A 24,991-nucleotide genomic window follows, 5' to 3' on the forward strand; every position below is an offset into this window, starting at 1 on the left:
TGAATTGATTTTTCATAAACTGGAAGGCCTTTTCCTATCGGGTGATTATATTCCACCGTCACGTTCATTGGTATTAGGCAGCAGGATCACAGCAAAGAATAATATCAGTATAATCAGTGGCGGGGATATTAACGGGAAAGCCGTTCAGATACAGGCTAACGGTAATACATTATTATCCGCCGGAAGAAATATCACATTACCTTCCCTGGCTTATTCTGTCATTAACCAGGCTAATGATAACAACAAAGATGACCGACATATTATTGCTCAAATCCGCGGCGATAAAAAACTGACGATGGCGGCAAATGGGATCCTCACCACTGTGGGCGCTCAATTGACTTCTGATGGCGATGTCACCCTCTCCTCCGGCGGTAATATGCGTTTCGAATCGGTGCAAAATCACATCTACCGGGAAAACGGCAGGGAATTCACCGAATCAGTGACTCAGCAGGGCACTGAATTAACCAGCGGCGGCATACTTACGGTTATCTCAACCGGCAGTATTCTTTTCCAGTCCGCCAAACTGGCGGCCAAAGGGGCGATGGATATCGCGGCACAAGGCGGTTATCTGTACGCTCAGGCGATGGAAGAATCCAGTCACTATGAGAAAACAGAGACCAAACGTCGGTGGTATGGCAAAAAGAAAACCACCACACGCACCCGTCATGATGTCACGAACAAAGTGACTGAATTTACCGCCGGCGGTGATATTAACCTGTTAAGCCGGGATGACAGCACTTATGAAGCCAGCAAAATCGCCACCCATCAAAATGCCAAACTGACCAGTACTCACGGTAAGGTTAATTTTAAAGCGGTAAAAAACAGCACCTTTGCGCAAACGATTACCCATTCCAAAGGGTTCTACATCAGGCAAACAGATAAAGGCTACACCGAAAATAGATGGGTGCTTCCCGCTATTCATCTCGGTGGAAAACTCACCGTAGAAGCAGCCAACGGTGTCAGCGCGGATATTAAAGCCCAAAACGGTCAGTCGTTACAAAATGTTGTCTCTGTCTTCGGTAATACCCCGGAAACCGCCTGGCTGAAAGGACTGAGTGAACGTCAGGATGTGCAATGGAACTTAGTCAAAGACGCGTATGACCGCTGGGATTATAAGAGCCAGCATCTGAACCCGGTGGTTTCGGCGGTGATAGCGATTGCTGTGGCTGCTGTGACAGCAGGCGCAGGCATAACGGCTTCGGTGGCCGGATCAGCCGCAGGCGCGGCAGGTTCAGCGGCGACGGCAGCGGGGGCGACCGTCAGCACCGCCGCTACCGTGGGCTCAATGGCTTACGGCGCGACGGCTTCCGGCATGGCGGCGCTGACCTCTCAGGCAGCGGTCGCTCTGGTGGATAATCAAGGAGACTTATCCAAAACCTTAAAGGCGATGGGCAGCAGCGACACCGTTAAATCCACCTTCACGTCCATGGCAATGGGCGGCGCACTGGCGGGCTTTGACACGGTGATGGGATGGGATAACGCGGCAAATGGCGGGAAGCTGGATCCGGCAAAAGCCACCTTACCCCAACTGAGCAATCATGACTGGAGCAAAGTGGCTCAACGGGTCGCAGGCCAGTCCATTATCGGCGCCAGTCTGGGGACAACGATTACTGGCGGCAGCTTTAAAGACAATTTCACCACGGCTTTGCTGTCTAATATTGGTAGTCAGATTAATGCGGAAGGGGCCAATTTAATTGGGAAAAACGGTCAAATATTAGGTTTACCCGGCAAGGCGATCAGCCATGCTGCTGTATCCGCTCTGGCGGCCGAGATAGGTGGCGGTAATGCAAAAGGTGCCGCAGTTGGTGCATTGGCAGCAGAACTGGCGGCAATCACGCTGGATAAAACTTTCAGAGACCCGATGAGCATTCAGGCCGGCGGCAAAATTATCGGCGGCGTTGCTGGTGCGATTGCGACTCATAGCGCAGAAAGTGCGAACAGTGGTGCTAATGCCGGTGAAATCGTGATCCTCTTCAATCACCTGCATTCCATGAGTGTTTACAATCTAACCAGAGAGCTTCAAGAGGCCAATAAGCAAGGCACCGCTACCGAAGCCATCTGGAATAAATATGGAGAACTGAGCGCCGCGCAACGGGCAGAAATGTTGTCTGACTGTGCCGGGAGCGGTGGGTTATGCACGCTGACCTATCAGGCCGAAATGGAAGGTGGCATAAAAACAGCCGATGCCGTTAGTGGCCTGAGATGGATGTTTGGCTTATCGGCGGAAGATGCTCAACGTCTTAGCCAGTTTGTGACGACAGAAAACCAGAACGATTTAGGGCTATTGTATAATTCATTGCCTGCCTGGGAAAAAGGTGCATTAATAGCCAAAGAAGCGGTAGAATCTGCCGGTATTGGTGGTAAAGTTTCTGTTGCTTCGATCATTAAAGGGAATAAATCAACGACTAAATCATATGATCCTCAGGCGGGACTATCTTCGCTGAAGCCAAGAGGTAGTAAAAATGGAAAATAAGATGATTACAATAGAACAAGCTTACAAAGCTATGTTTTATTTTTTAGAGCATGAATATAAATTGACTAAATCGGATGATATCGGTTGCTTATTGGGATCAATGGATTGGACGATCTGGGATGATTCATCCGGCCCTGCGGATCCAGCTATGTGGGAAGATTGGCTGGCCGCAGTCAAACGGGTTTTATAATAGATTAGCTCCCGACCAGAGAGTCGGGAGCTCCCCTTTTGGTTGTCAGTCCATCTCAGCTAGTTTGTGGCTACAGAAAACCAAAACGATTTAGATAGACAAGAAATTCCTAATGATGTGAAGAAAAGTTTTGGCTTACCTGGTAAATGGAGGTAGAAACTATGATTTTCGGTGATCCATATCGCTTTGCGATATTAGTAGAATATATTCCCTATTGGAGTGATAGTTCATTCAAAAATGGATTATTCCATTTTTATATTAATGGAAAAATGTTCCCTGATGAACTAACCACCGCAACATTAAATGTGGATATTTTTTCTTTAGATGATAAAAATGCATTGGTTTCTTTTCCTGAAAATAAAGATGTATTTGATAAAGAAATCAAAGAAGCATTTAACATAATGTTAGGTATGATATCTCCTAATCTGGTTGATAGTAACAGTGATATACCTGAGGATTTTGAATCATCATATATTTATAAAGCTTCGACAGAGAATATTGATGACTTTGGTAGTTCTGTATTTGCTGTTTCTTACAATAATATTGTTAGAATCATCGGAGCAAAACGACGTATTTTGAGATATGATAATAATGGCCGTGGTTATTGGGAAAACATTCTTAACCAAAATTTTTATGAAATAAAACTTCATAAAAATGAAGTTAAAGAGATAATTGCTAATATGAAAAAATATTATATATCATTATAATATCTATATAGCCCCAACCTTGGTTGGGGTTGACTTATTTACTGATTATCACTTATTTATCAGTGAAATAATCCACAATTCTCTCTTTTGAGTTCTATACTAATACCTGCAATCTGACTAGAGAACTTCAAGAGGCCAATAAACAAGGCACCTCTACCGAAGCCATTTGGAACAAATACGGAGAACTGAGCGCTGCGCAACGGGCAGAAATGTTGTCTGACTGTGCCGGGAGCGGTGGGTTATACACGCTAACCTATCAGGCCGAAATGGAAGGTGGAATAAAAACAGCCGATGCCGTTAGTGGCCTGAGATGGATGTTTGGCTTATCGGCGGAAGACGCTCAACGTCTTAGCCAATCTGTGACCACAGAAAACTGGAACGATTTAGGGCTGTTGTATAACTCGCTACCCGCCTAGGAAAAAGGTGCATTGATAGCCAAAGAAGCGGTAGAATCTGCCAGTATTGGTGGTGCTATTGGTAGTAAGGTTTCAGTTGCTTCGATTGTTGGGAAGAATCGTAATAATGTTAGTAGCGCAACAGCTTCGGGCAAAAATAAAGAAACTCAAATTTGGACAGAGACAAGTAAAAAAGAACCTGTAGCAAACGCCTATGGTCACTGGGACAAACATAAAAATGAATTCCCTGAGTACCAAAACTCAAAACAATATGTTGAAGCTACCCATAATTTTGTTAAAAATCCGCCAAAAGGAACTTTAATCAAAGCTCGAGCTAACGGAGATACGTTGTATTACAATCCAACAACAAATATTTTCGCAGTAAAAAATGCAGATGGTGTGCCCAAAACTATGTTTAAGCCAAATCCGGCAGATCATGGACATAAAACAAATTTGGATTACTTTAATGCGCAGAAATAATAGATTATATATATGCCGTGTATGTGGAGCAGAACAGTTAGAGCCTCCATGGGGTGAAGATGGTAATTCACCAACATTTGATATCTGTGACTGTTGTGGAGTGGAATTTGGCTATGAGGACTCTACTTTAACAGCACTAAAAAATTACAGATCTAAATGGTTGGATAAAGGGGCAAGATGGAACTCCGAAAAATCCAAGCCAGAAAATTGGTCGTTAGAGAAGCAGGTATCAAATATACCCAAAGAATACTTGTGACATTCAAAAGACTGTAAATAGATTTATATAATTTCCTGTTAATGAAATAATCACACTCACCCTGTTAGCGGTACGCTGGCAGGGTGGATACCCTCTACAATATTCAACATAGGGGCTATCAGGTGAAACTCATATCTCCGCAGTTTATTCGCCCTTTCGTAAATTTAGGCCGGTGGCAAAATTATCGACGGCGTTGCCAGGGAAATCATGATCTTCTTCAACCACCTGCATTCCATGAATGTTTACAATCTGTGACTACAGAAAACCGGAACGATTTAGGGCTGTTGTATAACTCGCTACCCGCCTAGGAAAAAGGTGTATTGATAGCCAAAGAAGCGGTAGAATCTGCCAGTATTGGTGGTGCTATTGGTGGTAAGGTTTCAGTTGCTTCGATTGTTGGGAAGAATAAACAATCTTATCAACCGAATAAAGGTGCTGTTAGTGATATGAGAGAATTATTTAAGCAATCGGGGTTTGGAGATCAGATTAAAAACGGTACACTTAAAACCATTCAATATAGAATGTAAGAATCGCTTTACAGATTTGTCATCTTTTAAACATAGTTTACTTTCTTTTTTTACTTGTTTTCCTTTTTTGGCAATCAGAAAGCTGCTTTTTTCGGTGATTAGTTAGCTAAGAGTAAAAAAACAGATTCCCATTAATACCAAATTTTGAAAAGGTACAGAATCACTAAAAACGGCGTATTCCCTGTTATGTTTAATGTATTCACCGACAATGTTATCCTCCGGTTATTTTGCATTTAACTGCCCTGCCATGACTATTTAAAAGAATTAAAACAAAGATATTAAAGCTTTTATATAAAAGACGAATTTAACTGTAAATACAAATTTTTAAAATTATGTTAATTAGATTTAATCGAAATCCATTAACCATAAAAAGAAAATTAAAAATAAAAATAAAAATAAAAATAAACCAGAAAAAAGAATATTATCCGAAAAAAAATATAAAATGCTATCTTTATACCATCAAGTAAAAACTACTCAGGATTGCCAGTAAAACAGCGTCAATAAAGATAAAATCGAGTATAACCAACATTGATTAAACATAAAACACAATATACCATGATGATTAAACTTAATAAGAAGCTAATGTTAAAAGAAGTAAAAACAATGACTAAAACCTTATTATACCAGTTAAAACCAGAGATTAAAAAATGGCTTATAATAACAGTTTAAAACCTGATTACCATAAATCTATCAGTGAAAATGAGAAAAATAATTGGCTTTATTAATGCTTTACACACCCCGTAAAAAAGGATAAATAAAAATATGAATCGGTTAACCAGACAATCTATTTTCCAAAAGGAACAGATTTTAATAACGTTTTCAACTGGGGATAAAATTTTTCATAATCCAGTTAAATAATCATTCATAAAATACATTAAATACGACTACTTAAACTTGTTTTACACTATTTTAGCCTGTCCTATAGCATTGTTTTTTACGGTTTTATTTAAATAATGCCTTAAAAAATCAATTCATATCGTTATTTTTCCAAGCTATTTTCGTGATTTATTAACGTTTAAATACCCATTTAATCATTATAACCTTTCAGGCTAATTAGTTCGCCAGACTTTTCATTATTATTGATACAACAAAGCGTTATTAAATGAATTTACCAAGCTATTTAAACATCATTTAAATATACATGGGTAAATGGGGTTAAGCTAAAATCATATAATGAACCTATTTTATTTAAATAAACGATTTTAATTTTAAAAATGACATTAACTAAATGCACATACCATTTACTACGCTAAAATAGCCATTTTAATGAAGACAAGACAAAAACCATTAAACCATTAAACCATTAAACCATTAAACCATTAAACCATTAAACCATTAAACCATTAAACCATTAAACCATTAAACCATTAAACCATTAAACCATTAAACCAAATATAAAATAAATCTCCTTTTAAAAATTTAAAAACTTTTTATTTAAAACTGTGCTTTGAAAAATCTATAACATCAAATCCAACCTCAAATACGTGGCCTGAACTCACAGTGTCCATTACTCTGCAAGCACAAAACATTCATGTTGTAACGATCATTCATAAACCCAGTCACTTCGCAAATTTCCGTCACCATTCGCCCCGGCTCCGTCGCAATCTTTTCTATCACGATCACCAGATTCACGCTTCTGGCGATCATCCAGCCGATCGTCCCGGGAGTAAAACCCTGTGCGGCTTCATCTTCATAAATGTAATGCGCCAATTTTTGCAACCCCTCCTCAGATGAGTTGGCATGCGTTGTCGTTACTCCTCCAGGGTGGCCAGAATTCCAACTTTTGAGCAAAGTATAAGCTTCACCACCGCGAATCTCTCCTACCACGATACGGTCCGGACGCAAGCGCATTGTCGTTCGCAGTAAGCGGCGCATATCCACATCTTTACTGGTTCGTAACAGTGCACGATTAGCATTGTTAAGCTGCAATTCCATTGTATCCTCAATCGCCACGATACGGTCATTCGGGCATTGCAGACTAATCTCATGCAAAATAGTATTCGTCAGCGTCGTTTTCCCGCTACCAGTACCGCCAACGATCAAGATATTCTTGCGCATGATCACCGCTTCACAAATTGCCTCAATCGGGTGCTCAAAGCTACGTTTGTGGATCGCTAGCCCAGAAGTCTGCCGCATGGCGGTAGCGCCTATCGGCTTAATAATGCCGCTTTTCCGGTAATCAGACAGCGATAATACAACAGGAGAGTGTTTGCGAATGGCAATAGCAGGCGCATTGGCAAGCGGTGGCAATACGCCGGCAATGCGAGCCCTGCCCAACGGGAATTCACCTTCAATCAGGCCCACATCGGTACCAATATCCGATTTTTGCAATGAAGCAGAAATACGCAAAATCCGCTCCGCCGCCTCTGCCGGAAAATCGGATTGAGCTTCATTCATGTTCTGGTTATGCAATTCAATCCACAGTTTTCCATCAGGATTAATAATGATTTCCACCACATTCTTATCATCAAGCGCCTGGAGGATAACCGGCCCGCAAGCTTGTCTAAGCTCATCCAGTATTTCCTCACGACATGCACCATCCGTTCCCTGAACTGCACGGGTTCCAGTTTCAATGTCCAGTCTGGTTTTCATCATTCATTTCAACGTTAAGCAGATGGTAGAGATAACGATTGTTCAATGGCATTTTCAATACCAGACACCGCCGTAACCACCAGCATCAACATACCACCAATCATAAGAATTGAAGCCAGCAGGAATCCGCGGGTGACTATCTGAACTTTGACTATCGTTTCATCCAACCAGTGCCGGGCAAACTTCGCCATCGACTGATCAAAACCCTGCAATCGTGACAATAGCCTCAGATAACTGATCGCCTCGTTATCCGGAAAACGATAACCCGTATCGCGCAGCGCCTCGCCAAAACCAGCTCCCATTGAAATATGTTCGAGCGTGGCAGCAATACGCACATACAACCAACGCGACCCCGCCTGTTCCAACAGCAATTCCAGCGCCGATTGCAACATCATCCCTGAGCGGATCAGCAACGAGACATTCAGTATGAACATGCTGCCATGAATGGTTCTGTACAGTGACCACGGCGGAAATCGGTCAAGCACTGTTCGCAACCGCCCACTCAGAAAAGGCAACGATAATGACAACAGAATGATCAATATCACCAGGAATATCAGCGAATACAGCCCATAGTCATTAACAAATGTTCCCATCACATAAAGGGTATAAGCCGCGCCATCCCAAGTTTCCGGCTTAGAAACCGCCGCCAGTTTGGGAACCAAACTACCCGCCACAATGTGTAACAACACGCATATCATCCCAATCAGCACCGCCGGATAAATAGAGGCGCCGACAACCGCATTGCGGATCTTGTTGCCCGCTTCAATCATGGCAATCGCATCCATGAAAGCGCTATGTATGTCGCCGGAACGCTCACCCGCAGCAATCACCGCGACTTCATTAGGACCAATCCATTGCTGCAAACTCTCTGCCAAAGTGCTGCCTTGGCTCACAGATTCATAGCAACGACTCAAGACCAACGCATAACCACCGTTGGGTTTCTGGCCTTCATTGCTGGCGACATTATACATTTCGCGTAATGCATCAATCAGCATGACACGATTTTCCAGCATCATAATAAGATGCCCGTAGAAACGAATCCGCGCTTTCTTACCGAACTGGATCTTCGCCATTCGATAGTTCAGTCTTTCAATAAAATCGGTCAGGAACATAGTGTTTTACTCTATTTGATGGATCGTGGGGATAATCGGCCCCATGACGCGCTCTCCAGCACGGGGATCGATGATTCCGTCATTTATTTTGTAAATAAGTGCATCGATCTTGCTTAATCCGCCCATTTCCGTCATCCAATACCGGGTTGCCCCGTGATGATGACCGGTTCGATAAGCTTGCATTAAGCCCGGAGAAGTACGTACCACTTCAGCGACTACCGTTCGGCCCACGATGCCGCTCTGCTTGCAATAATCACAGCCTTCTCCCTGTAGGCAAACCGATTCCGGCTGGCAATAAAGATTCAACCGTTTTAACAGACGCCCGGAAATTTCCTGCTCATGTCCTTGCAAGGGAACTTTGCAACGAGGGCATAACACCTGAACCAACGATTGACTGACTAAACCAATCACTAACCGCGAATCCATCAGCAGTGATTCCATTACCGCCTCATCCTGCAAACGGGGCAGGATCGCTAAAGCATCGTTTGCATGTATCGTGGTCCAAATGAGATGGCCTGTCATTGCGGCGCGGAATGTCATCTTTGCGGTAACCGCATCACGTATCTCACCGACCATGATCACATCGGGATCGAGTCGCATCGCATCAGCGATTGCCATTGCCCATTCTTGTTCAACCACCACGCTATCACCACGATCGCCGGTTATGGGCGACTGATTGGCGCCTTCAATCTCATATTCAGGTGGATCTTCAAGCGTGAGCAAATGAATCCCCGCTTGTTCAGCTATCAACTTCTGCATCACAACTTTCAGGGTCGTGCTCTTGCCGCTGCCAGTCGCGCCAGACAAAAGGACGACCCCGGCCCGATGGTCCATCAGCTCTTCCAATATCTGACACTGCTCCGGCAAATAGCCAAGATCGTTCAGGGTGCACACCGTACCGGGGCTATCCGCATACAACAACCTCAGTACCATTAACATGCCACGATCAAGCGGACGGGTATTAATCCGCGCCCCAGAAAGCCCGCATTCGGTAAGAAATTCATCCTTCATGCGCGCACGCTGTGCCTGCATCGGCTTAAAAGTCGGCTCTGCCACGTCACACATACTTTGGTAAATCGTCGCACACAGTCGTAATCCTTCTTCCGGACGCAACTGCTCCACAGGCCGCAAATAACCATCAATACGACACCGGATCTCACAATAATTATGCCGGGCGACAATATGTAAATCCGACGCTCGCTCCTGCGTGGCTTCACTGATTAAGCGAATGATATAACGCTGAACATCGGACTCAGTACCCCCCAACCCATGGCTATGATGACTCTTACTGAGACGGTACAACTCCAATATGTTCCCCATCCCACAGGTGACTATCTGATAAATGAAACCGTGTCTTTTAACCGTTTCCTCATAAGCCAGTACATGGGGATCGAGCCGGTGAGAGGCAGACACAGCAAGCACACATTGCCCCTGTTGCTGGGGTAACTCAATAAGACATATCAAACTGCGATTCGCCAACTCTATTTCAAGTGCGCCGCTCAGGGCGGATAACACTTTCGCCCCCTGCCTGACCATACACAGCAGATCGGAACTTGTGATTACCATAGGAATTTCCACCTATCAGCAATTAACGACTTAACGGCAACGGCGGCGCAACCATTAAATCCAGACTATCCAATAACGATGCATCATTAGTCTCAGTCAGTCCCACATCATAGAATCGCCCCTGTTTGGTCAAAGTGACCACACCGTTATTAATGCGGATCACTTTGTAACCATTCGGCAACCGATCACCGGCTTTCACATCCATAATGCCTCCCGAACGAAACCGCAGCGTGGCAATCAGCGCACTATTGCGCCCAAAGATTGACTTAACTAGAGGCAGATCATTATTAGCCGCACCGCTTTTATTTACGACGCTGGAAATTTTATCGAGTTCAGCCTGCGCATTTGCCCTGGCAGTCTCAGCTTTAAGTAACATCACCTCGGTCTGTAACTTTGCCAATTGTTCAGCAACACTGTCAGTCGTTGCCGCCGGCAATACCGGTTTCTGCACAACGGGCTTTGCCTGAACCGCCGGGATCTCAGTGGGTGATGTTTGTGCATATGCCAGGGAAAATACCGACACCACAAATACACTGATCATAAACTGACTAATTTTTTGCATAGAAAACTCCACTAAGCTCCCACTGAGGAAAACCATCAGATAACACAATTCTGGCACTGGTGACCCTCAATCCAGGGAGTGGCTTACCTGAAAACAAGGCATCCGGCGGTAATTGGGAAGAGAGCGTCCAGCTATAAGTCTGCCAGTCAGGGTTAGCCCACACATGAGTCTCTCCTTCTACCGTAGGAGGAGCGGATGGCAGAACAGAAACGCTTTCAGTTAAAACCGGAGGAGACAAACCCAATGCCTGGAAATAAGACATTAACCCAATCAGCGCCTGATCTGACGACGGCAATGCGTCATCGTCGCCTTCCGGCAGATCCTCATTCTGCTGATTGAACGGTATCAATACCTGCGCCTGCTCTCCCCCATTGGAAATCACAGGGCCAGACCGGAATATATTGATAGCAGCAACCTGAAAAATATTGATCGGCATCCCTTCATGACGCTGGTAACTCACGGAAACCGTATCAGTATCCAGGAGAATGGATTCAACCTGCCAACCAGCAAGGGATAAGGGAACCCTGGCTAAGGCTCTCTTCCATACAGAGAACTGCCATTCCATTCGTGGTTGTGTAAGCCACGGATGCGGCGGTGGAATTTCCACTTCATGGGGTACATCGGGGATGATCAATACCGTATTCTGCTCATAGATGTGCCACCCCCACCAGCCACCAGCCAGCAAAAGCACCAAACCCGTGGTCATGCCAAAGAGCTTAATTTGATACTTCGACATTTCACCCGTTAAACTTTCCAACTGACCGACAGATTTTTTCAATGCGGATTTCGGCAACAACTGCACCAACGGCATCTCCGGCCACAACGATTCAAACTCTTTCGGTGCATAAATCGCATTCCATACCCCGTTAGCGCCCTCTACCAACTGGACCGTATCACGCAACTTCGCTTCGATCTCTTCGCGAGGTCCGATCAAGTCACGCCCAGCCATTATTGCACCCTGATGTACCGCGACTAACGCATAATGCCCATCAGACAAACGAAACGCACCTATCCAGTTAGGTTTATCTACCACTTTGGCAAGGGCCGCGGCCAATGAATAATTACCCGGCGCCCCAGCCTCCTTGGGTATATAACCGACCTGAATACCTTGCCCGACACGATGCCGGACAGCCAAGGTAAACCCCGCCGCAATCCCATTTCTGCGCATGCTAGAACGCGCTAACACAGTTACCGGTGGTCGCCAGATGATGCCTGCCACCAGAGTCTTACCATATAACTTGATTTGCATGACGTGCTCCACGTCTGTCTCTGTCTTGGTCAACTTTCAATCTACCACTATAGGGGTAATCATGACCACGATCACATTATGATTCCTTTTACCCTCGCGACTTCCCCCCAGGAACTGATTATCCGGGCTACCCAAGCCACTGCGTTCACTGGTATCCGACTGTTGCTCGAATCCTGACAGCACCAGGGTTTCACCTGAATGCAGCCGCACCTTCTGACTGAATGCACGTAAATCTATTGTCGGCAATTGCACCTGACCGGTCTCTTCCTTGCCAAATTTCGCCAGCTTTTTCAAATCGCTCAAACTAATGTTGTATTGCAACAAGATTTGCTTGTCGGCCATGGCATAAGGCAACATCAACATATTAAAACCGGTCGTCACTGTCGCGGGTTCAATCCCCACCGAAGTCCCGATTTGTGGTGTCAGCGTGCTAGAAATTGATGAAACATAACCGGTCTGGGTTGCCACCTGCATCGGTACCGCCTGCAAATTCAATGTGGTAACAGAGGGTTGAGTCACTATGGATACTTTGCCTTGAGCCGATAGCGCCTTAATCAGCAAAGTGCTGTCACTGAAGGGTCCTTTGAGAATGTGGATATTCGTATTGATACTTCCCTCATCAATAGCACTTGAGTTCTTATCAACCAATCCTATGTGAGCGCTTTTATAAGCCAACGACCAATCGACACCATACTGATCATCCCGATCAAACGTCAGATTAAGGATCTTGACATTAAGCACCACCTGCGTAGTCAGCAATTTATTCTGCTGATCAATATAATCCTTCACTCTGTCGAGTATTTCAGGTGAGTCGGTTACCGCCAATGATGCCGTTGCCATAGACAAGGTTAGATTACCTTCATCCGGCGTCAGCATCCCTGACACCGTTTTTTGGATCTCATCCATCACTGAACGTGTCAAAGACGTCGCAAGGGTTTGAGTACTACCGCTGTTACCACTATCAGTCCCACCGGCTCCACCACCGAACGTCGCACTGGTCGTCGCGGTCACGCTGGAAGACAACGCATCCGTACCCGGCAATGCATATATTTGAAACACCCTCGTCTCTGTTTTGAAAATAGACACTACGCCATTATGTACTTTCCAATGCAACCCTGATGATAAAATGACTGAATCGAGCAAACCCGCCAGAGATCCATGCCAATTCACATTGATTTTCAACGCTTCCGGTTCACTACCTTCAGATACTGGCTGTGTACCTGAATTGACAACCACCACCCCCCGCTCACTTCCCTTTTCACCCGATGACGAACTGGGATACGCCGCAAGCCGCGCATCAGCGCTGATCACTACCGGTACACCGCAAATGCGTTTGATCTTGCCGGCAAACTCATTCAACGTCATTGGCTCTGCTTCCTGCAAGGTCAAGTTGCAGGAGACGGTTTCACTCTCCTTCTTCGATGGGATCTCCTTGGTTGACACCCAATAACCATGTTCATGAACATGCACCGCAGTGGCGGCAGCACTATTGCGCAAGCCCTTAATAATTTCGGTCGCATTCGCCATCTCAGTATCCGCCTGCTGATCGACCTTGTTGATTGCCGCACAAGCTGACAGACCAGCAGCTATGCAAGACAGCAATATCAATCTGGGGAACGTCAAAAACTGGATATACATGTTATTACCCCTGAGCCTGTACATGAACAAGCCGCTGTTCCTGATAAATATCAACAGTAAAAGGACGGTTCGCCATCGTGTAAGCGTCGAATAGCTCACTCATCGCCTGAATAAACGTACCATTGAAACGCAGGCCAGCCCGGATCGGAAAATCATAAGAGGCATCCCATACCACTTCATAGCCGGACCTGCTCGCCCATGCTTGCGTAACATCACGCAGAGTTTGCCCCGGAGTTGCTATCCACACCGCAGCCAAAGGAGCCCGCGTTGGCACAGGTGTTGCGTAAACGGCGACATTCGATATACAAACAAGAGCCGTAAAAACATATGCGATTATTTTGTTCATTAGATCTTTCCAAAGAAAAAGAAGCAGCCAAACAATTTATTAATCCGTCAGTTACCCTAAAAATCCCACTTACCGAACAGCAATTACAGTATTTCCACCAGCGCGCCGTCAGACACAAATTTCCGGACACCATCGGGTAATTGCCTGGCAAGCGGGCTGCCTATTCGTTTTCCCCTGCCGTCAATCAGACTGGAACCGTGCTTGAAACCAATCTGATCGGGTTCCGCCCCCCATCTCAGTAATTCCGCAAAAGCGCCATGTAGCAACACATTGTCACCGTAGCTGATATTTTTGCGGAAAATATAGACATGCGACCTTGAGATAAATGCTCCCCAGAGACACTTGCCAGACTTGCCAGAGAAGCTGTCACACCAAGCATCGGTGTTCACCCACTCCATGTGCATTGCGGTCAATACCTGCCGCATCTTCCGGCGCTTGACCTCTCCCTGAGTCTGATGATTAAGCAGTTGCTCACTGGCTGAAGCATAACTACGAAACAACGCAGCCACATCCGTTCTGGCACGCACCGATTGCACACGGACTTCATGCAATAACTGGCCGAAAATCAGCTGCATAAAAAATACGATGACGATCCCAACAATAGCTAATGACCACATTTTTGTTCTCCTGTAAGTTAAAGACAGCAGAAATTCACTAAACCAAACTCATTAATTCCAAATAATAAGGTGCACGGGAGGCACCTGATCACCAGTTATCACTTCCCAAATATGGTCGCTGTTTTTAGCAGAATGAAATACGCTGGTAATGTTATATTTGCGGTGCGGCCCGGCAATGAATGTCACAGCACAAGACCCGGCATTGTGTAGGTGTATATTGGCACGACCTTCCAGATAATCCGTCAATCCAGAATCCTGAAAAATTAGCGGTAAATCAGATGGTTGACTGTTACCATTTTTATCCGCTTCATACACGGCTAATACGCAACGCGTATGATAACCATCAGAAAGCGGTGGCGTGGAGGCGGTGACTCGCACCGGAGAATCCGAATTATTGAAGAAAGGCTGACGGTTTGCCTTACCACCACTGCTGGCGTAATAGGTCGCTATCTCCTCCGTCAATTCAGGTTTCACCCCCGCCGCAGACCAATAGCCGCTGCCGATGCCCGCCTGTTTCGCAAACAACCTCCCACCGCCTCCGGTCGCCTCTCTCCATTGCAAAGCCGGAATACGGGCGCTTATTTGCTGACACACTAACAATTCTCCCTCCTTACTCATGGAGACATTACCCAATGCTGGACAATCCCCACCAGCTAAGCTTCCGGTTTTGGTGTTTATCACTAAATTGTTGCCAACAACCACATCCTTATCTGCATGGACATCACCAACGGCCAAGGTACCTTTCCTATTAGAACTGGCGTTACCATCCAGGATAAACAACGTACCATGCGCCGGATTGACAACAATTTCCCCATCATCACCTTGCGCGACATAAGATTGTTTTTCCTGAAAACGGGAAGAAAAAGCCATCTTATTCACACCATTAACAACACCAGCACCTTGCATTGACAGCGTATCCACCTGATCAAGTCTATTGCCGCCCATATTGATGCTGGTTTCCATCCGATTCCACTCAGGATGAGCGTCTATTTTTTGTCGGTGAAGCAAGTCACCGGCTAATGTCCCTGGTCCATAGGTTGACGCGTCCCGGATGAACGGAGCATAAAAAATGCGTCCGATTTCATTAGGTTGCTCATGGAAGAAACCGGCAAAAGATTCAGGCGCATTGACCTGACCGTAGCTGTTCCAATAAGTGGCCGGATTATGACTGTCACGATCCCTGTAATCCAGGTAGAGACCGCCAACACCAATCAACTGCGCGATTTTCATAGAATGACCCGCAACATCCGGCGGCTTGCCGTCAGCCATTGCCGGAACGGTGTAAATCAACGGATCAATGCGTTTCTTGCCATTAGACAACATAACAACACGTAATACGCCATCATATTTCTGACCCAGCGGATTGACCGTATTTTGGTCCAGTCCCGGGGGCAAATAGGGGAGCATTTCTGCCCAATTGATCGGCGCTGGAGTGGGCCCCTGACTTAAAGCGGTGTAATTATCATTCACATAATCCGCCACTGCATCGCCAAGATGCTGGATCTGCCCGGCAACCACCTGATTAACCAGCATATCACTCTGCCTGTTCAGATAAACCACACCAACCACCATCATTGACGCCAGCACCATCAGTGCAACCGTCACTTCCAGTAAAGTGAAACCTGCATTACGGCGGCGTATCATTAATATGGACACAGATTCATCATGCATAACATGCATAAATAGCCCTTCTTAAAAGTATGAACATTTATTTCATCCGATGAATTCTTTACCCAAAAGAGATTCCACCCAAGAGCGCTGCGCCGAGCTCATATCCGGCTATCGATGGAAAAACGCCACAAGTAATCCCGCCATCGCCAAACCTGGCCCGAAAGGTATCTGTGGGACCGTTTTAATTTTGCGTCGCCAGCGAATCACCAGATAAGTTATCAGCGTAAACTCTGCCGCCAGCAAAACCACTGATGGAAGCGCTTCCACCCCCAACCAGGCACCCAGCGCCGCCAGGAATTTGGCATCACCCATTCCCAATGCATCACGTTGAGTCAATCGTTGGGCTATCCACTCAACCAGCCGGAAAAACAGGTATCCACAAGCCGCACCACTCACTGCCAAAGGCAGTGCCACAAATCCGGCGGATTGCAGATTGAACAGCAGCCCCAGCCACAACAAAGAAAGTGTCAGTTGATCCGGCAGCAACAAATACTCGAAATCAATTACCGCCAACGCTATCAACAAAGAACTCAGCACCAACAACCCCAACAACGAGTAGCTCCAGCCCATATCTAAAGCCAACAAAGAGAAAAGCACTGCCACCGTTCCCTCAACCAGCAGATAGCGGATTGAAATTATCCCGTTACAATATCGACAGCGCCCTTTCTGACATAAATAGCTCAACAGCGGAATATTATCGCGGACCGCTAACACATGACGGCAACGTGGACAATGTGAACGGGGAAAACAGAGATTAAAGCCAGCCGCCTCATTATTGATTTCAGAGAAAATCATGATCGGCAGACGGCAGATCACCACATTCAAAAAACTGCCCACACACAACCCCAGCAACCCCGACGCCAGGACCAAACACCCCGCAGAAGATTGCAACCATCCCATTACCATGATGATCTCCCGACATATTTAACGCAAAACGCGCCCCATTCAGTAAGGAAAACAAGCAGTGAGGAAACACCAACAAAACCAAAGCAGACCAGCCATTTTCCTGCACCACAGAAAGTGCAGCTTGAGAAGCCTTCAACAAGACGACCAAGCTACACATCACATAAAGACTCAATAATTGACCTAACTGGCAGAAATAAACGTCACCGTATTAGCATCATTGGCATTACATGCGGTATTAATTTGAGCCAACGTCGAATCCGGCTTAATTTCCGTGGCCGACTGTTGCCCTTTCCCGCCACCACCACCGACGGTCATTTTCGACCAACCCGCCACCCGCAACTTCAACGAAAGTTGCTGGCAAGCTTCATCAGGCACATTCTGATACTCAATCTTAAACGTCTGAGCGGTAGCATCTCCCGGCGAAATAAGCACCTTGCCATTCCAACTATTAAAAATAATTCCGCTGGTGCCATCCTGAGTCATATTGGCCGGAACAACCTTATAATGGATGGCAATCTTGTTATCCAAACTGTCATAGCCTTTGGCGCCGTTTTTAATTGATTTCAAATTTGCTGCCATCTGAGTAATATTCGACGACTCTGTTGAAATCTCCGAAGCCCGGAACAACTTACCAATCCCCGCTGCGGCTGCGGCTAATATCACAATACCAACAATCATCACAACCAACGCTTCAATCAGCGTAAAGCCCGATTGACGCTTGGTTTTGAGTAACACACTGACTTTCTTATTCATGCTGATAACTCCAAAATCAAAATGATAGACGCGCTACAATGCACGACTTCAGAACTGCCGCTTGAACTGAAAACTCACATGCTTACAAAAATGAATAAAACATATACGTTATAATCACATTAATCAAAATATTTATAAAATTTAAATATTTCAAATTGAAATAAATCTTATGCGTTATAATTTGAAAAATAAAATTGTTTAAATCGTTCAAAAATCATACTATCGATCGTTAAAAACTATCAAATATATTAATTTCCATCGTGAATATCGATTAAAATTAATGATATAGCTCATTAAAAAACCAAAGGATTTTATTCTGTCAATTAGTTAGAAGTGATTATTTATAAATATATTTAATAAATTTAGCGGGGTTGTTGTTAAGCGTTACTGTTGTTCTACGTCTGTCACAGATCACATTTTGGTGAAAATGGGGGTGGGATACTGCCCTATTATCGGCAGATAAAATCCACCAACTTAATGCAGGAAAAGCCGTTGACGTTGAGCAGGATTTTGAAGCCACCAGAAACTCGTCAACGGCTAAAAATGATGTTTGAAATTTTCTATGAGTGACTGCTCCCCGCCGTAAAAAACGGCGAGGCTTCCCACTTCTCAGGCCGCCACCGTCTTTATGACGGATTGACGCTGGCCTCCGTGGGCAGAAACGACGTGTCCCGCCGCCTGTAATGCTGTTGAGTTATCAATTTTATTGAATCAGCCGAAATTAAAAGTAGTTTGTCTGGTAGAAATAAGCCGTCAAACGACGGTTCCAGTCCAGACAGTCAACCAGATAATCAGGCAGCACAAATGATGAATCCAGTAAAATATCCGCTTCTGTGGATCAAAAACCCAGTCTGGATAATTCACAAATCAACCAGGCTTTAATAGATAAATTATGCACGGAATTAGGTGGCACAGAATATGTACGTCTTGCCCTTGCTAAAGTGAATCTGACAACCAAACCTGATACAGAAAATAATCAAAATCAGGAAAACGAAAGTGTTATTATTGAAGTTTCCTGTATTACTAGCGTAACTTATTTACCACAAATAAAATATTCGCTTTTAAAATTGAAAGATAGCCAAGAAGCTATTATTCAGATAAATGGTGTCGGTATTGTTGTTTCTAAAGAAAATGTTGATAAGTTAATTGGAATTTAAAATTATTTTCATAAAAAAATAACAAACAATCACTCGCCTAAAAAATAATTATTTATTAAAATTAATTATTTTTAACATATTTATTTTATTTTTCCGTGTTAGTATTAATCAAACTAACACAGTGAAACATTAATTTAATCCATATAGTATTTATTTCCAAACATACCTCTTACCGACAACGGGTGATAATATGGTATATGAGTACGATAAAACTATTGGTCCTTCCTATCAGGGAATTCTGCATGGACTTAAGCATCTCCATAATACGCTCAGATTTAGCTCAACCGTTGATAGATAAATTCCTGACAAGTGAGAATGAACCCATGCCCGCTGAGCTAGACGCAATACTTAAGACCAAACATTTATCTACGAATTTGTTTGAACAGGCCAGAAGCAAGCAGATGAAAATCATTGCACTAGATAACAACAGCACAACTCGCCCTACAGAAGGACAGCATGGCCTGATGTATCGTGCCGGTGCGGCTAATAATGTGGCAGTTGAGCGTTTACAACAATTGCCTGCGGGAGAGAAGTTCGTTGCCATCTATGGTAAGGCTCATCTGCAATCCCATAAAGGTATTGATCACTTTTTACCAGGCATTACCCATCGTCTTGGATTACCGGCCCTCAAGGTAGATGAAAATAATCATTTTACCGCTCAGGCCGACGATATCAACCAACGCAAACGTTATGATGATGTGGTTGAAGTACCCCGTATTCAATTAACATCTTAGTTACAGTACAATCGCTAATATAACAAAACCAAAGATGAATACTTTTCACTATACCCAATAGATTTCAAGATGGCTCGCTCCCTTGCCGTCGCAATGCATCTTAAAATCCATAGGGTATATTATTTCTTTACAAGATAATTCTTATCAAAATAAATTAATAGGTGATAATATGCCAAAAAATCAATATAGTGAAAATGTTAATTATTCAAAAAGCAGAGAGAAAAAACTTTTAACTCATCCGAAGAATTCGACTGAAGATGATGAAGAGATAGATAACGACACATCAGAACTGCAACTACCCTTACTAAATAAAGGGAGTAAACAGTTTATCGATTCCACCAAGCGACGCTTTGGTAAAGTAAATTTAGATCAGCCCAGTAAAGAGCTGAAAACTGTGCGTGACACCTTCAATAAAACAGTCGAACAACCAAATGAAAAGCATGTATTAGAGCTCGAAGGTGCCTTGTTTTATTGGCAACAGCAGAACCCAAATGAATTTGCCAAACGCAGTGAACAGGTAAAAGATCTACGTCTTGAGATGAATAAGCTAGTTGCACACCGTCAAATGCAAAGCGCCAAGTCTGCGGGGATTTTAGGGATCACAGTAACACCTCAAGATGCCGCACAGTTTGAACAACAGGTATTGTTCGACGGATTTGGGCGAGTGGTCGGTCTGAAAGGAGATTTAACACCAGACGAAATTGCCCATCTCTCCAATTCGAAAATCAAGGCGTTAACCCAGACTAACTCTACTGCCGAACGAGAAGCTCCCAAAACCGAAAGTGAAAGCATTATCGCTTTTGTAACCCAACTGGAAGAGGCTGAAATTCCAGAGGCTGAACCTTTGATTAAACGAGCCAAGGAACTTTGGTTCACTGGACAAGTGACAACACAAAAGACTATCGAGCTGTTTAATGATGCAGTCATTCAATTAGATGCGTATCCTGAGCTGCAATCTCTGGCCCAGCAGTTACAAGATGATGCCCAGAAAGAAAAAGTCACCGGGCAATATATTGATAACCTATTTGGTCGCCGGTTTGATTCCGAACTAGCCCATGAAATGGTGAAAACACCTTCAGAAAATGCGAAGAAAACCTCCAGGCAAATGGGACAATTCCTGATACAAGAATTTGAGCAGTTTATGAATACCTTGTTTCCTGGTGAAGCCGACAGTGAACGACGTGATCAGCGGATGCTCGCTTTCACTAAAGATATTAACAAGGATGTTCGTCCGTGGTTTAGCAAAGTGCCTGAATTAACCACCTTCCTGAAATCACCGACCTTTACCAACTTCACGGCCATGATGACTAAAGTAGATAATGGATTTGATGTAATCAAAATACCATTTCTCGCCGTGAAAATGGCGATCAGTCAAAATATGGGAATGAGTATAGCTTCATGGAAAACAGAAGGTGATCGTTTCTATATGGATGTAATTACTAAAGCTCGTTCAACCAGTACCGAACTTACCGCCGGGACTGATCTTGAGTACAAAGTTAATCTGATCGAACCACAGACTAATGATTATGGTACTGCTCTGCCCTACCAGCCCTATGGTGACAAATATGACGACTTTCTGTATGGACGGAAAGTCGCGGCTAGCCGGATATTAACTCCTGAACGAGCGAAAGGCTTTGAACGTAACGCTCTGGCACAAGGCCACTCTGTTGTGACAGGAGCATCTGGCTCAACCAATATCATGGTTCATCTCAATAACTATATTGCCAGTAAGGATTCCTCTTTCTCAGCAGAGCAAGGATACCTTAATACCTTAGCATTTCTAGTGTTTGATGGTGGTCATTCCGTCAATGAGAGTCTGGCGGTCTACAAAGCACTGCAAGCAAAAGGTAATGAACGTGAACAAGTGTTACAAAATTACACCGCCAATTATACGGAACTGATGGATATCGCCGGGGAGAAAGGCAAAACATGGATGAAATCCGCACAGGATAACGCCTTTAAGAAAACCCAAACACTATATCAGAACATTAGAAAGCATGAAGTCTAAACCTTAGACATCCAGCGAATAAGAATTTGATAAACGACAAGCGCGTTTTCGACCAACTCTATAATTGGAAGCCAAAAAGGAAAATTCCATTCTATCAGACCCCCCATTATCAGATTGAAGTTTCCCCTGATTGAGGTAATCACCGATATGACGGTCAACGGTAGTCTGATGGAGTCGCAATGCCTGGGCTATCATCACAGAACTCCACCCTTCAGAAACCAGAAGGATCGCTTTTATTCTGTCTCGTACCTGACCATCACGAGTGGTGTCGTGAAGACGCTCAAATTTGATTTTTTGTTCTGATGTAATAAATATTTTCATAGCGAGGATAATGATCTCCATTTCGGATAAAATCAAGCATCTTCAATGATTACGGGTATATGGTGATAAATATGAAAAGAAAACATAACCAATCCGATATAGAGGATACTAATATTAAACCAGAAAATCTTGCAACAGATACAAACAATGTCAACACTGATCCCAACAAAATATTTCCCAGAGGAATAATTGTGATGTTCTCCGGCGATAGCGCTCCTTCTGGATGGGCTTTTTGTGATGGTAATAATGGAACACCCGATTTAATAAGCCGTTTTATAATGTGTGGGGATAGTTTTTATGATAAGGAGTACAATAGTAAAGCCAGTGGTAGCTTCGATGAAAAAACCTTTTTCAAAAACACAACACCATTAACGGAAATATAAGTAATCGATGTTTTGAAAAAGGGATTATCATTCTGCGAATACAAGTTAAAAACTGATTCAAATAAATAGCTTTCATAAAGTAGTTGTTGTAAATATAATATTTTATCGTTTTTCATTTTCTGATATTTTATTCTTTAGGCTCTTCTATTAATGCATTCGGTAAAGATTTGCCTGAGGAAATTTGAGACAATGTTTTTTGTAACTTGGTAGAAATACTATACCTTGACAATGAGTAATAATGACTACCTGATAAGACAGAGAAACAGATTGTGGCAAAGAAAGAAAAACGGCCTCACCATGACGCGTTATTCAAACATTTTTTAACGCAGCCCGAAACGGCCAGGGAATTTTTATCCCTTTATCTGCCTGAAGAGATCCAATTGTTGTGTGATTTAGCCACATTGAAACTGGAACCCGGCAGTTTTGTAGACCGGCATTTACGTCAACTGCACAGTGATGTGCTGTACTCGGTTGAAACGACCCGGGGACAGGGCTATATCTATTGTCTGATTGAACATCAGTCTACCCCTGACCCGTTGATGGCCTGGCGGCTGATGTATTATGCCATGTCAGCCATGGCGGCCCACCTGAAAAAAGGCCATACCGAACTCCCTTTGGTGGCACCTCTGCTGTTTTATCATGGTGAGGTTCGCCCGTATCCTTACTCAAACCGGTGGCTGGATTGTTTTACGCTCCCTGAACAGGCGGCCCGCTTATACCGTCAGGCGTTTCCGTTGGTGGACGTCAGTGTGCTCAGCGATGCAGAAATCCTGACGCATAAAGGGGTTGCCCTGATGGAACTGGTGCAAAAACACATCCGTCGCAGAAATGCCCTGATGCAATCACCCTTCAACATTAATGATCATCTTTAGTCATGAAAATTAAATTAACTAATTGATTTTAAATTGAAATTTATTTTTCATGGGTTCATCTTAGTCAGTGATAATCATAAATATTCACATTGTGTCATGAAAAATATGTACATGCAGGCGTACATAAATTACATTGAAAGCTGTATTGTTTTTTAAGGAAATTGATATGGCTATTACTGATTCATGGCTGCGCTCAATCAGCGGCAAACCCCAAGAAAAAATGATCACTAAGTCTGACAGAGATGGCTTATCCGTTCGCGTTACTCCCAAAGGGAAGGTTATATTTCAGTTTAGATATCTATGGGATGGAAAAGGGGATCGAATTGACATCGGCACGTATCCGGCAACGAGCTTAAAAGATGCTCGTGACTCGGTGATTTCTTATCGCGGAGAACTGGAGCAGCATCGTAATCCCAAAATAGTTAAACGAGTTCGAAAAGAATCTGCATTGAGCGCGGTCACCGTGGAAAACCTCGTAAGAGAGTGGTGGAAAACGACAATGCAAGGTTTGAAAGTTAACGCTGACCAGATATTGCGTTCTTTCGAAATTCATGTTTTCCCTAAAATTGGTAAATTGCCTCACGATGAGGTGACGTTGCATGTCTGGCTTACTTTAATCGAAGAAGTCGCAAAACGGTTTCCATCAATCGGAACGCGTATATTGACATATTCTAAAACCGCGCACCGCTGGGCTGTTCGACGTGGAATGGCACATACGACACCTTTGTCTGATGTAGCATCCAATGATTTGAAAGGGAAGGAGCCTAATACTGACATTGATGCCGATACTGACACGGGAGAAAGGGCATTAAGTGAAGATGAACTGGTAGTTCTATTTCATATTATCAATGCTCCTAAATACAATCCGAGGAACGCATTAATAATAAAATTATGTCTGTTATTTGGGTGTCGCATTGGTGAATTATTTAAAGCTAAAGTTAATGATTTTGATTATGAGAAAAATATCTGGACCGTTCCCCCTGCAAACCATAAAACAGGGAGAAAATCCAAAAAACCTCTTGTCAGACCGATTATTTCAGAAGCTAAGGAACTCATTGAGCAGGCAAAAAAATTAAATCACGGGAGTGAATATTTATTTACTGTATTTGATGGCAAACCCTTCACCAGGGGATCACATGCGAACATCATTGATGGTCTCAATAAAAAGATGACTCCTCACTTTGATCCTTATACCTCTTGGTCAATCCACGACTTACGCAGAACTATGCGCACTGGTGTTTCTGAATTAACACCACCTCACGTTGCTGAAATTATGATTGGTCATAAGTTGCCGGGAATATGGCAAGTGTACGATAAGCACACTTACCTTAATGAACAAAAGGAGGCATATGAACTCTGGTGGGCGAAGTTGACTAAAATTGTTTCCCGTTCTCCCAGTCAAGAATATCCTGCCACAAAAAATTCAGCTGGTCGGATTTAAACTTGGGTTTTGGGAAGCCCTCCCTTTTTTGCTTC

Annotated in this window: 22 protein-coding genes and 3 pseudogenes; 12 read left to right on the forward strand and 13 right to left on the reverse strand. The window is 44.0% G+C overall.

Annotated features, from left to right (window positions below; translation table 11 throughout):
- The 6 genes and pseudogenes from ABR397_RS09425 to ABR397_RS09445 form a co-directional block, all read left to right on the forward strand.
- Positions 1 to 2,473 (forward strand): DUF637 domain-containing protein (locus ABR397_RS09425; protein WP_350305521.1); only part of this gene is annotated, 2,473 nt, incomplete at its 5' end.
- Positions 2,463 to 2,663 (forward strand): hypothetical protein, encoded by a 201-nt coding sequence (locus ABR397_RS09430; protein ID WP_350305522.1) that lies wholly within the window; start codon positions 2,463 to 2,465, stop codon positions 2,661 to 2,663. The genes ABR397_RS09425 and ABR397_RS09430, both read left to right, overlap by 11 nt.
- Before the next feature lie 161 nt (positions 2,664 to 2,824).
- Positions 2,825 to 3,370, forward strand: a complete 546-nt coding sequence (locus ABR397_RS09435; protein ID WP_350305523.1) for an immunity 42 family protein — start codon at positions 2,825 to 2,827, stop codon at positions 3,368 to 3,370.
- Between the two features lie 209 nt (positions 3,371 to 3,579).
- Entirely contained in the window at positions 3,580 to 3,786 is a 207-nt protein-coding gene (locus tag ABR397_RS25015) for a hypothetical protein (protein WP_407072872.1), read from the forward strand.
- A gap of 69 nt (positions 3,787 to 3,855) precedes the next feature.
- Positions 3,856 to 4,245: pseudogene (locus tag ABR397_RS25020) on the forward strand (hypothetical protein); the annotation flags it as partial.
- A gap of 576 nt (positions 4,246 to 4,821) precedes the next feature.
- Entirely contained in the window at positions 4,822 to 5,028 is a 207-nt protein-coding gene (locus ABR397_RS09445; RefSeq protein ID WP_350305524.1) for a hypothetical protein, read from the forward strand.
- Positions 5,029 to 6,504: 1,476 nt separating this feature from the next.
- Here the strand turns inward: ABR397_RS09445 and ABR397_RS09450 are convergent.
- From ABR397_RS09450 to ABR397_RS09505, 12 genes are all read right to left on the reverse strand, one after another.
- Positions 6,505 to 7,620: an ATPase, T2SS/T4P/T4SS family gene (locus ABR397_RS09450; RefSeq protein ID WP_350305525.1), complete on the reverse strand. Its 1,116-nt coding sequence runs from the start codon at positions 7,618 to 7,620 to the stop codon at positions 6,505 to 6,507.
- Between the two features lie 14 nt (positions 7,621 to 7,634).
- Complete coding sequence (locus ABR397_RS09455; protein WP_350305526.1) at positions 7,635 to 8,732, reverse strand: type II secretion system F family protein; 1,098 nt, start codon at positions 8,730 to 8,732, stop codon at positions 7,635 to 7,637.
- A gap of 6 nt (positions 8,733 to 8,738) precedes the next feature.
- A complete protein-coding gene (locus ABR397_RS09460; protein ID WP_350305527.1) occupies positions 8,739 to 10,298 on the reverse strand; it encodes a GspE/PulE family protein in 1,560 nt (519 codons plus the stop codon).
- 22 nt (positions 10,299 to 10,320) lie between these two features.
- Positions 10,321 to 10,860 (reverse strand): type IV pilus biogenesis protein PilP, encoded by a 540-nt coding sequence (gene pilP, locus ABR397_RS09465; RefSeq protein WP_350305528.1) that lies wholly within the window; start codon positions 10,858 to 10,860, stop codon positions 10,321 to 10,323.
- A complete protein-coding gene (gene pilO2 / locus ABR397_RS09470) occupies positions 10,847 to 12,109 on the reverse strand; it encodes a type 4b pilus protein PilO2 (RefSeq protein ID WP_350305529.1) in 1,263 nt (420 codons plus the stop codon). Before pilO2 ends, pilP begins: the two co-directional genes overlap by 14 nt.
- Positions 12,110 to 12,145: 36 nt before the next feature.
- On the reverse strand, positions 12,146 to 13,747 hold the full coding sequence (gene pilN, locus ABR397_RS09475; protein ID WP_350305530.1) for a PilN family type IVB pilus formation outer membrane protein: 1,602 nt from the start codon (positions 13,745 to 13,747) through the stop codon (positions 12,146 to 12,148).
- Positions 13,748 to 13,751: 4 nt separating this feature from the next.
- Positions 13,752 to 14,093 carry a toxin co-regulated pilus biosynthesis Q family protein gene (locus ABR397_RS09480; protein ID WP_350305531.1) on the reverse strand — a complete coding sequence of 114 codons (342 nt, stop codon included), beginning with the start codon at positions 14,091 to 14,093 and terminating at the stop codon, positions 13,752 to 13,754.
- An 83-nt stretch (positions 14,094 to 14,176) separates the two neighbouring features.
- Positions 14,177 to 14,710, reverse strand: a complete 534-nt coding sequence (locus ABR397_RS09485) for a hypothetical protein (protein WP_350305532.1) — start codon at positions 14,708 to 14,710, stop codon at positions 14,177 to 14,179.
- A 51-nt stretch (positions 14,711 to 14,761) separates the two neighbouring features.
- Complete coding sequence (gene pilV, locus ABR397_RS09490; RefSeq protein ID WP_350305533.1) at positions 14,762 to 16,390, reverse strand: shufflon system plasmid conjugative transfer pilus tip adhesin PilV; 1,629 nt, start codon at positions 16,388 to 16,390, stop codon at positions 14,762 to 14,764.
- A gap of 99 nt (positions 16,391 to 16,489) precedes the next feature.
- Positions 16,490 to 17,218, reverse strand: a complete 729-nt coding sequence (locus ABR397_RS09495; RefSeq protein WP_350305534.1) for a prepilin peptidase — start codon at positions 17,216 to 17,218, stop codon at positions 16,490 to 16,492.
- A complete protein-coding gene (locus tag ABR397_RS09500; RefSeq protein ID WP_350305535.1) occupies positions 17,163 to 17,447 on the reverse strand; it encodes a hypothetical protein in 285 nt (94 codons plus the stop codon). The genes ABR397_RS09495 and ABR397_RS09500 overlap by 56 nt, the downstream gene beginning before the upstream one ends.
- 20 nt (positions 17,448 to 17,467) lie before the next feature.
- Positions 17,468 to 18,040, reverse strand: coding sequence for a type 4 pilus major pilin (locus tag ABR397_RS09505; RefSeq protein ID WP_021325162.1), 573 nt, complete (start codon positions 18,038 to 18,040; stop codon positions 17,468 to 17,470).
- 833 nt (positions 18,041 to 18,873) lie between these two features.
- Between ABR397_RS09505 and ABR397_RS09510 the strand changes: the two genes are divergently transcribed.
- The 3 genes from ABR397_RS09510 to ABR397_RS09520 all read left to right on the forward strand — a co-directional run bounded on the left by ABR397_RS09510 (position 18,874) and on the right by ABR397_RS09520 (position 21,939).
- Positions 18,874 to 19,197, forward strand: a complete 324-nt coding sequence (locus ABR397_RS09510) for a hypothetical protein (protein ID WP_350305536.1) — start codon at positions 18,874 to 18,876, stop codon at positions 19,195 to 19,197.
- 242 nt (positions 19,198 to 19,439) lie between these two features.
- Positions 19,440 to 19,931: a TraB/GumN family protein gene (locus tag ABR397_RS09515; RefSeq protein WP_350305537.1), complete on the forward strand. Its 492-nt coding sequence runs from the start codon at positions 19,440 to 19,442 to the stop codon at positions 19,929 to 19,931.
- A 169-nt stretch (positions 19,932 to 20,100) separates the two neighbouring features.
- A complete protein-coding gene (locus tag ABR397_RS09520) occupies positions 20,101 to 21,939 on the forward strand; it encodes a hypothetical protein (protein ID WP_350305538.1) in 1,839 nt (612 codons plus the stop codon).
- Positions 21,940 to 22,026: 87 nt separating this feature from the next.
- Here the strand turns inward: ABR397_RS09520 and ABR397_RS09525 are convergent.
- Positions 22,027 to 22,260, reverse strand: a pseudogene (locus tag ABR397_RS09525) (helix-turn-helix domain-containing protein); the annotation flags it as partial.
- Between the two features lie 71 nt (positions 22,261 to 22,331).
- On the opposite strand from ABR397_RS09525, the gene ABR397_RS09530 reads away from it, so the two are divergent.
- The 3 genes and pseudogenes from ABR397_RS09530 to ABR397_RS09540 all read left to right on the forward strand — a co-directional run bounded on the left by ABR397_RS09530 (position 22,332) and on the right by ABR397_RS09540 (position 24,956).
- The gene (locus ABR397_RS09530; RefSeq protein ID WP_350305539.1) at positions 22,332 to 22,643 is read left to right on the forward strand and encodes a tail fiber protein; all 312 of its coding nucleotides are present in this window, start codon (positions 22,332 to 22,334) and stop codon (positions 22,641 to 22,643) included.
- A 269-nt stretch (positions 22,644 to 22,912) separates the two neighbouring features.
- A pseudogene (locus ABR397_RS09535) lies at positions 22,913 to 23,473 on the forward strand (Rpn family recombination-promoting nuclease/putative transposase); the annotation flags it as partial.
- A 208-nt stretch (positions 23,474 to 23,681) separates the two neighbouring features.
- Positions 23,682 to 24,956 (forward strand): tyrosine-type recombinase/integrase, encoded by a 1,275-nt coding sequence (locus ABR397_RS09540; RefSeq protein ID WP_350305540.1) that lies wholly within the window; start codon positions 23,682 to 23,684, stop codon positions 24,954 to 24,956.
- The last annotated feature ends 35 nt before the right edge of the window (positions 24,957 to 24,991 follow it).

It is taken from the genome of Photorhabdus viridis (assembly GCF_040256935.1).
GTDB lineage: Bacteria > Pseudomonadota > Gammaproteobacteria > Enterobacterales > Enterobacteriaceae > Photorhabdus > Photorhabdus viridis.

Coding starts and splice junctions, on each gene's coding strand:
- pilN (WP_350305530.1), bottom strand. CDS start 13,747: ATGTATATCCAGTTTTTGACGTTCCCCAGATTGATATTGCTGTCTTGC.
- pilV (WP_350305533.1), bottom strand. CDS start 16,390: ATGCATGTTATGCATGATGAATCTGTGTCCATATTAATGATACGCCGC.
- pilO2 (WP_350305529.1), bottom strand. CDS start 12,109: ATGCAAATCAAGTTATATGGTAAGACTCTGGTGGCAGGCATCATCTGG.
- ABR397_RS09540 (WP_350305540.1), top strand. CDS start 23,682: ATGGCTATTACTGATTCATGGCTGCGCTCAATCAGCGGCAAACCCCAA.
- ABR397_RS09480 (WP_350305531.1), bottom strand. CDS start 14,093: ATGAACAAAATAATCGCATATGTTTTTACGGCTCTTGTTTGTATATCG.
- ABR397_RS09520 (WP_350305538.1), top strand. CDS start 20,101: ATGCCAAAAAATCAATATAGTGAAAATGTTAATTATTCAAAAAGCAGA.
- ABR397_RS09435 (WP_350305523.1), top strand. CDS start 2,825: ATGATTTTCGGTGATCCATATCGCTTTGCGATATTAGTAGAATATATT.
- ABR397_RS09530 (WP_350305539.1), top strand. CDS start 22,332: ATGAAAAGAAAACATAACCAATCCGATATAGAGGATACTAATATTAAA.
- ABR397_RS09515 (WP_350305537.1), top strand. CDS start 19,440: ATGGACTTAAGCATCTCCATAATACGCTCAGATTTAGCTCAACCGTTG.
- ABR397_RS25015 (WP_407072872.1), top strand. CDS start 3,580: ATGTTGTCTGACTGTGCCGGGAGCGGTGGGTTATACACGCTAACCTAT.
- ABR397_RS09455 (WP_350305526.1), bottom strand. CDS start 8,732: ATGTTCCTGACCGATTTTATTGAAAGACTGAACTATCGAATGGCGAAG.
- ABR397_RS09485 (WP_350305532.1), bottom strand. CDS start 14,710: ATGTGGTCATTAGCTATTGTTGGGATCGTCATCGTATTTTTTATGCAG.
- pilP (WP_350305528.1), bottom strand. CDS start 10,860: ATGCAAAAAATTAGTCAGTTTATGATCAGTGTATTTGTGGTGTCGGTA.
- ABR397_RS09505 (WP_021325162.1), bottom strand. CDS start 18,040: ATGAATAAGAAAGTCAGTGTGTTACTCAAAACCAAGCGTCAATCGGGC.
- ABR397_RS09430 (WP_350305522.1), top strand. CDS start 2,463: ATGGAAAATAAGATGATTACAATAGAACAAGCTTACAAAGCTATGTTT.
- ABR397_RS09460 (WP_350305527.1), bottom strand. CDS start 10,298: ATGGTAATCACAAGTTCCGATCTGCTGTGTATGGTCAGGCAGGGGGCG.
- ABR397_RS09450 (WP_350305525.1), bottom strand. CDS start 7,620: ATGAAAACCAGACTGGACATTGAAACTGGAACCCGTGCAGTTCAGGGA.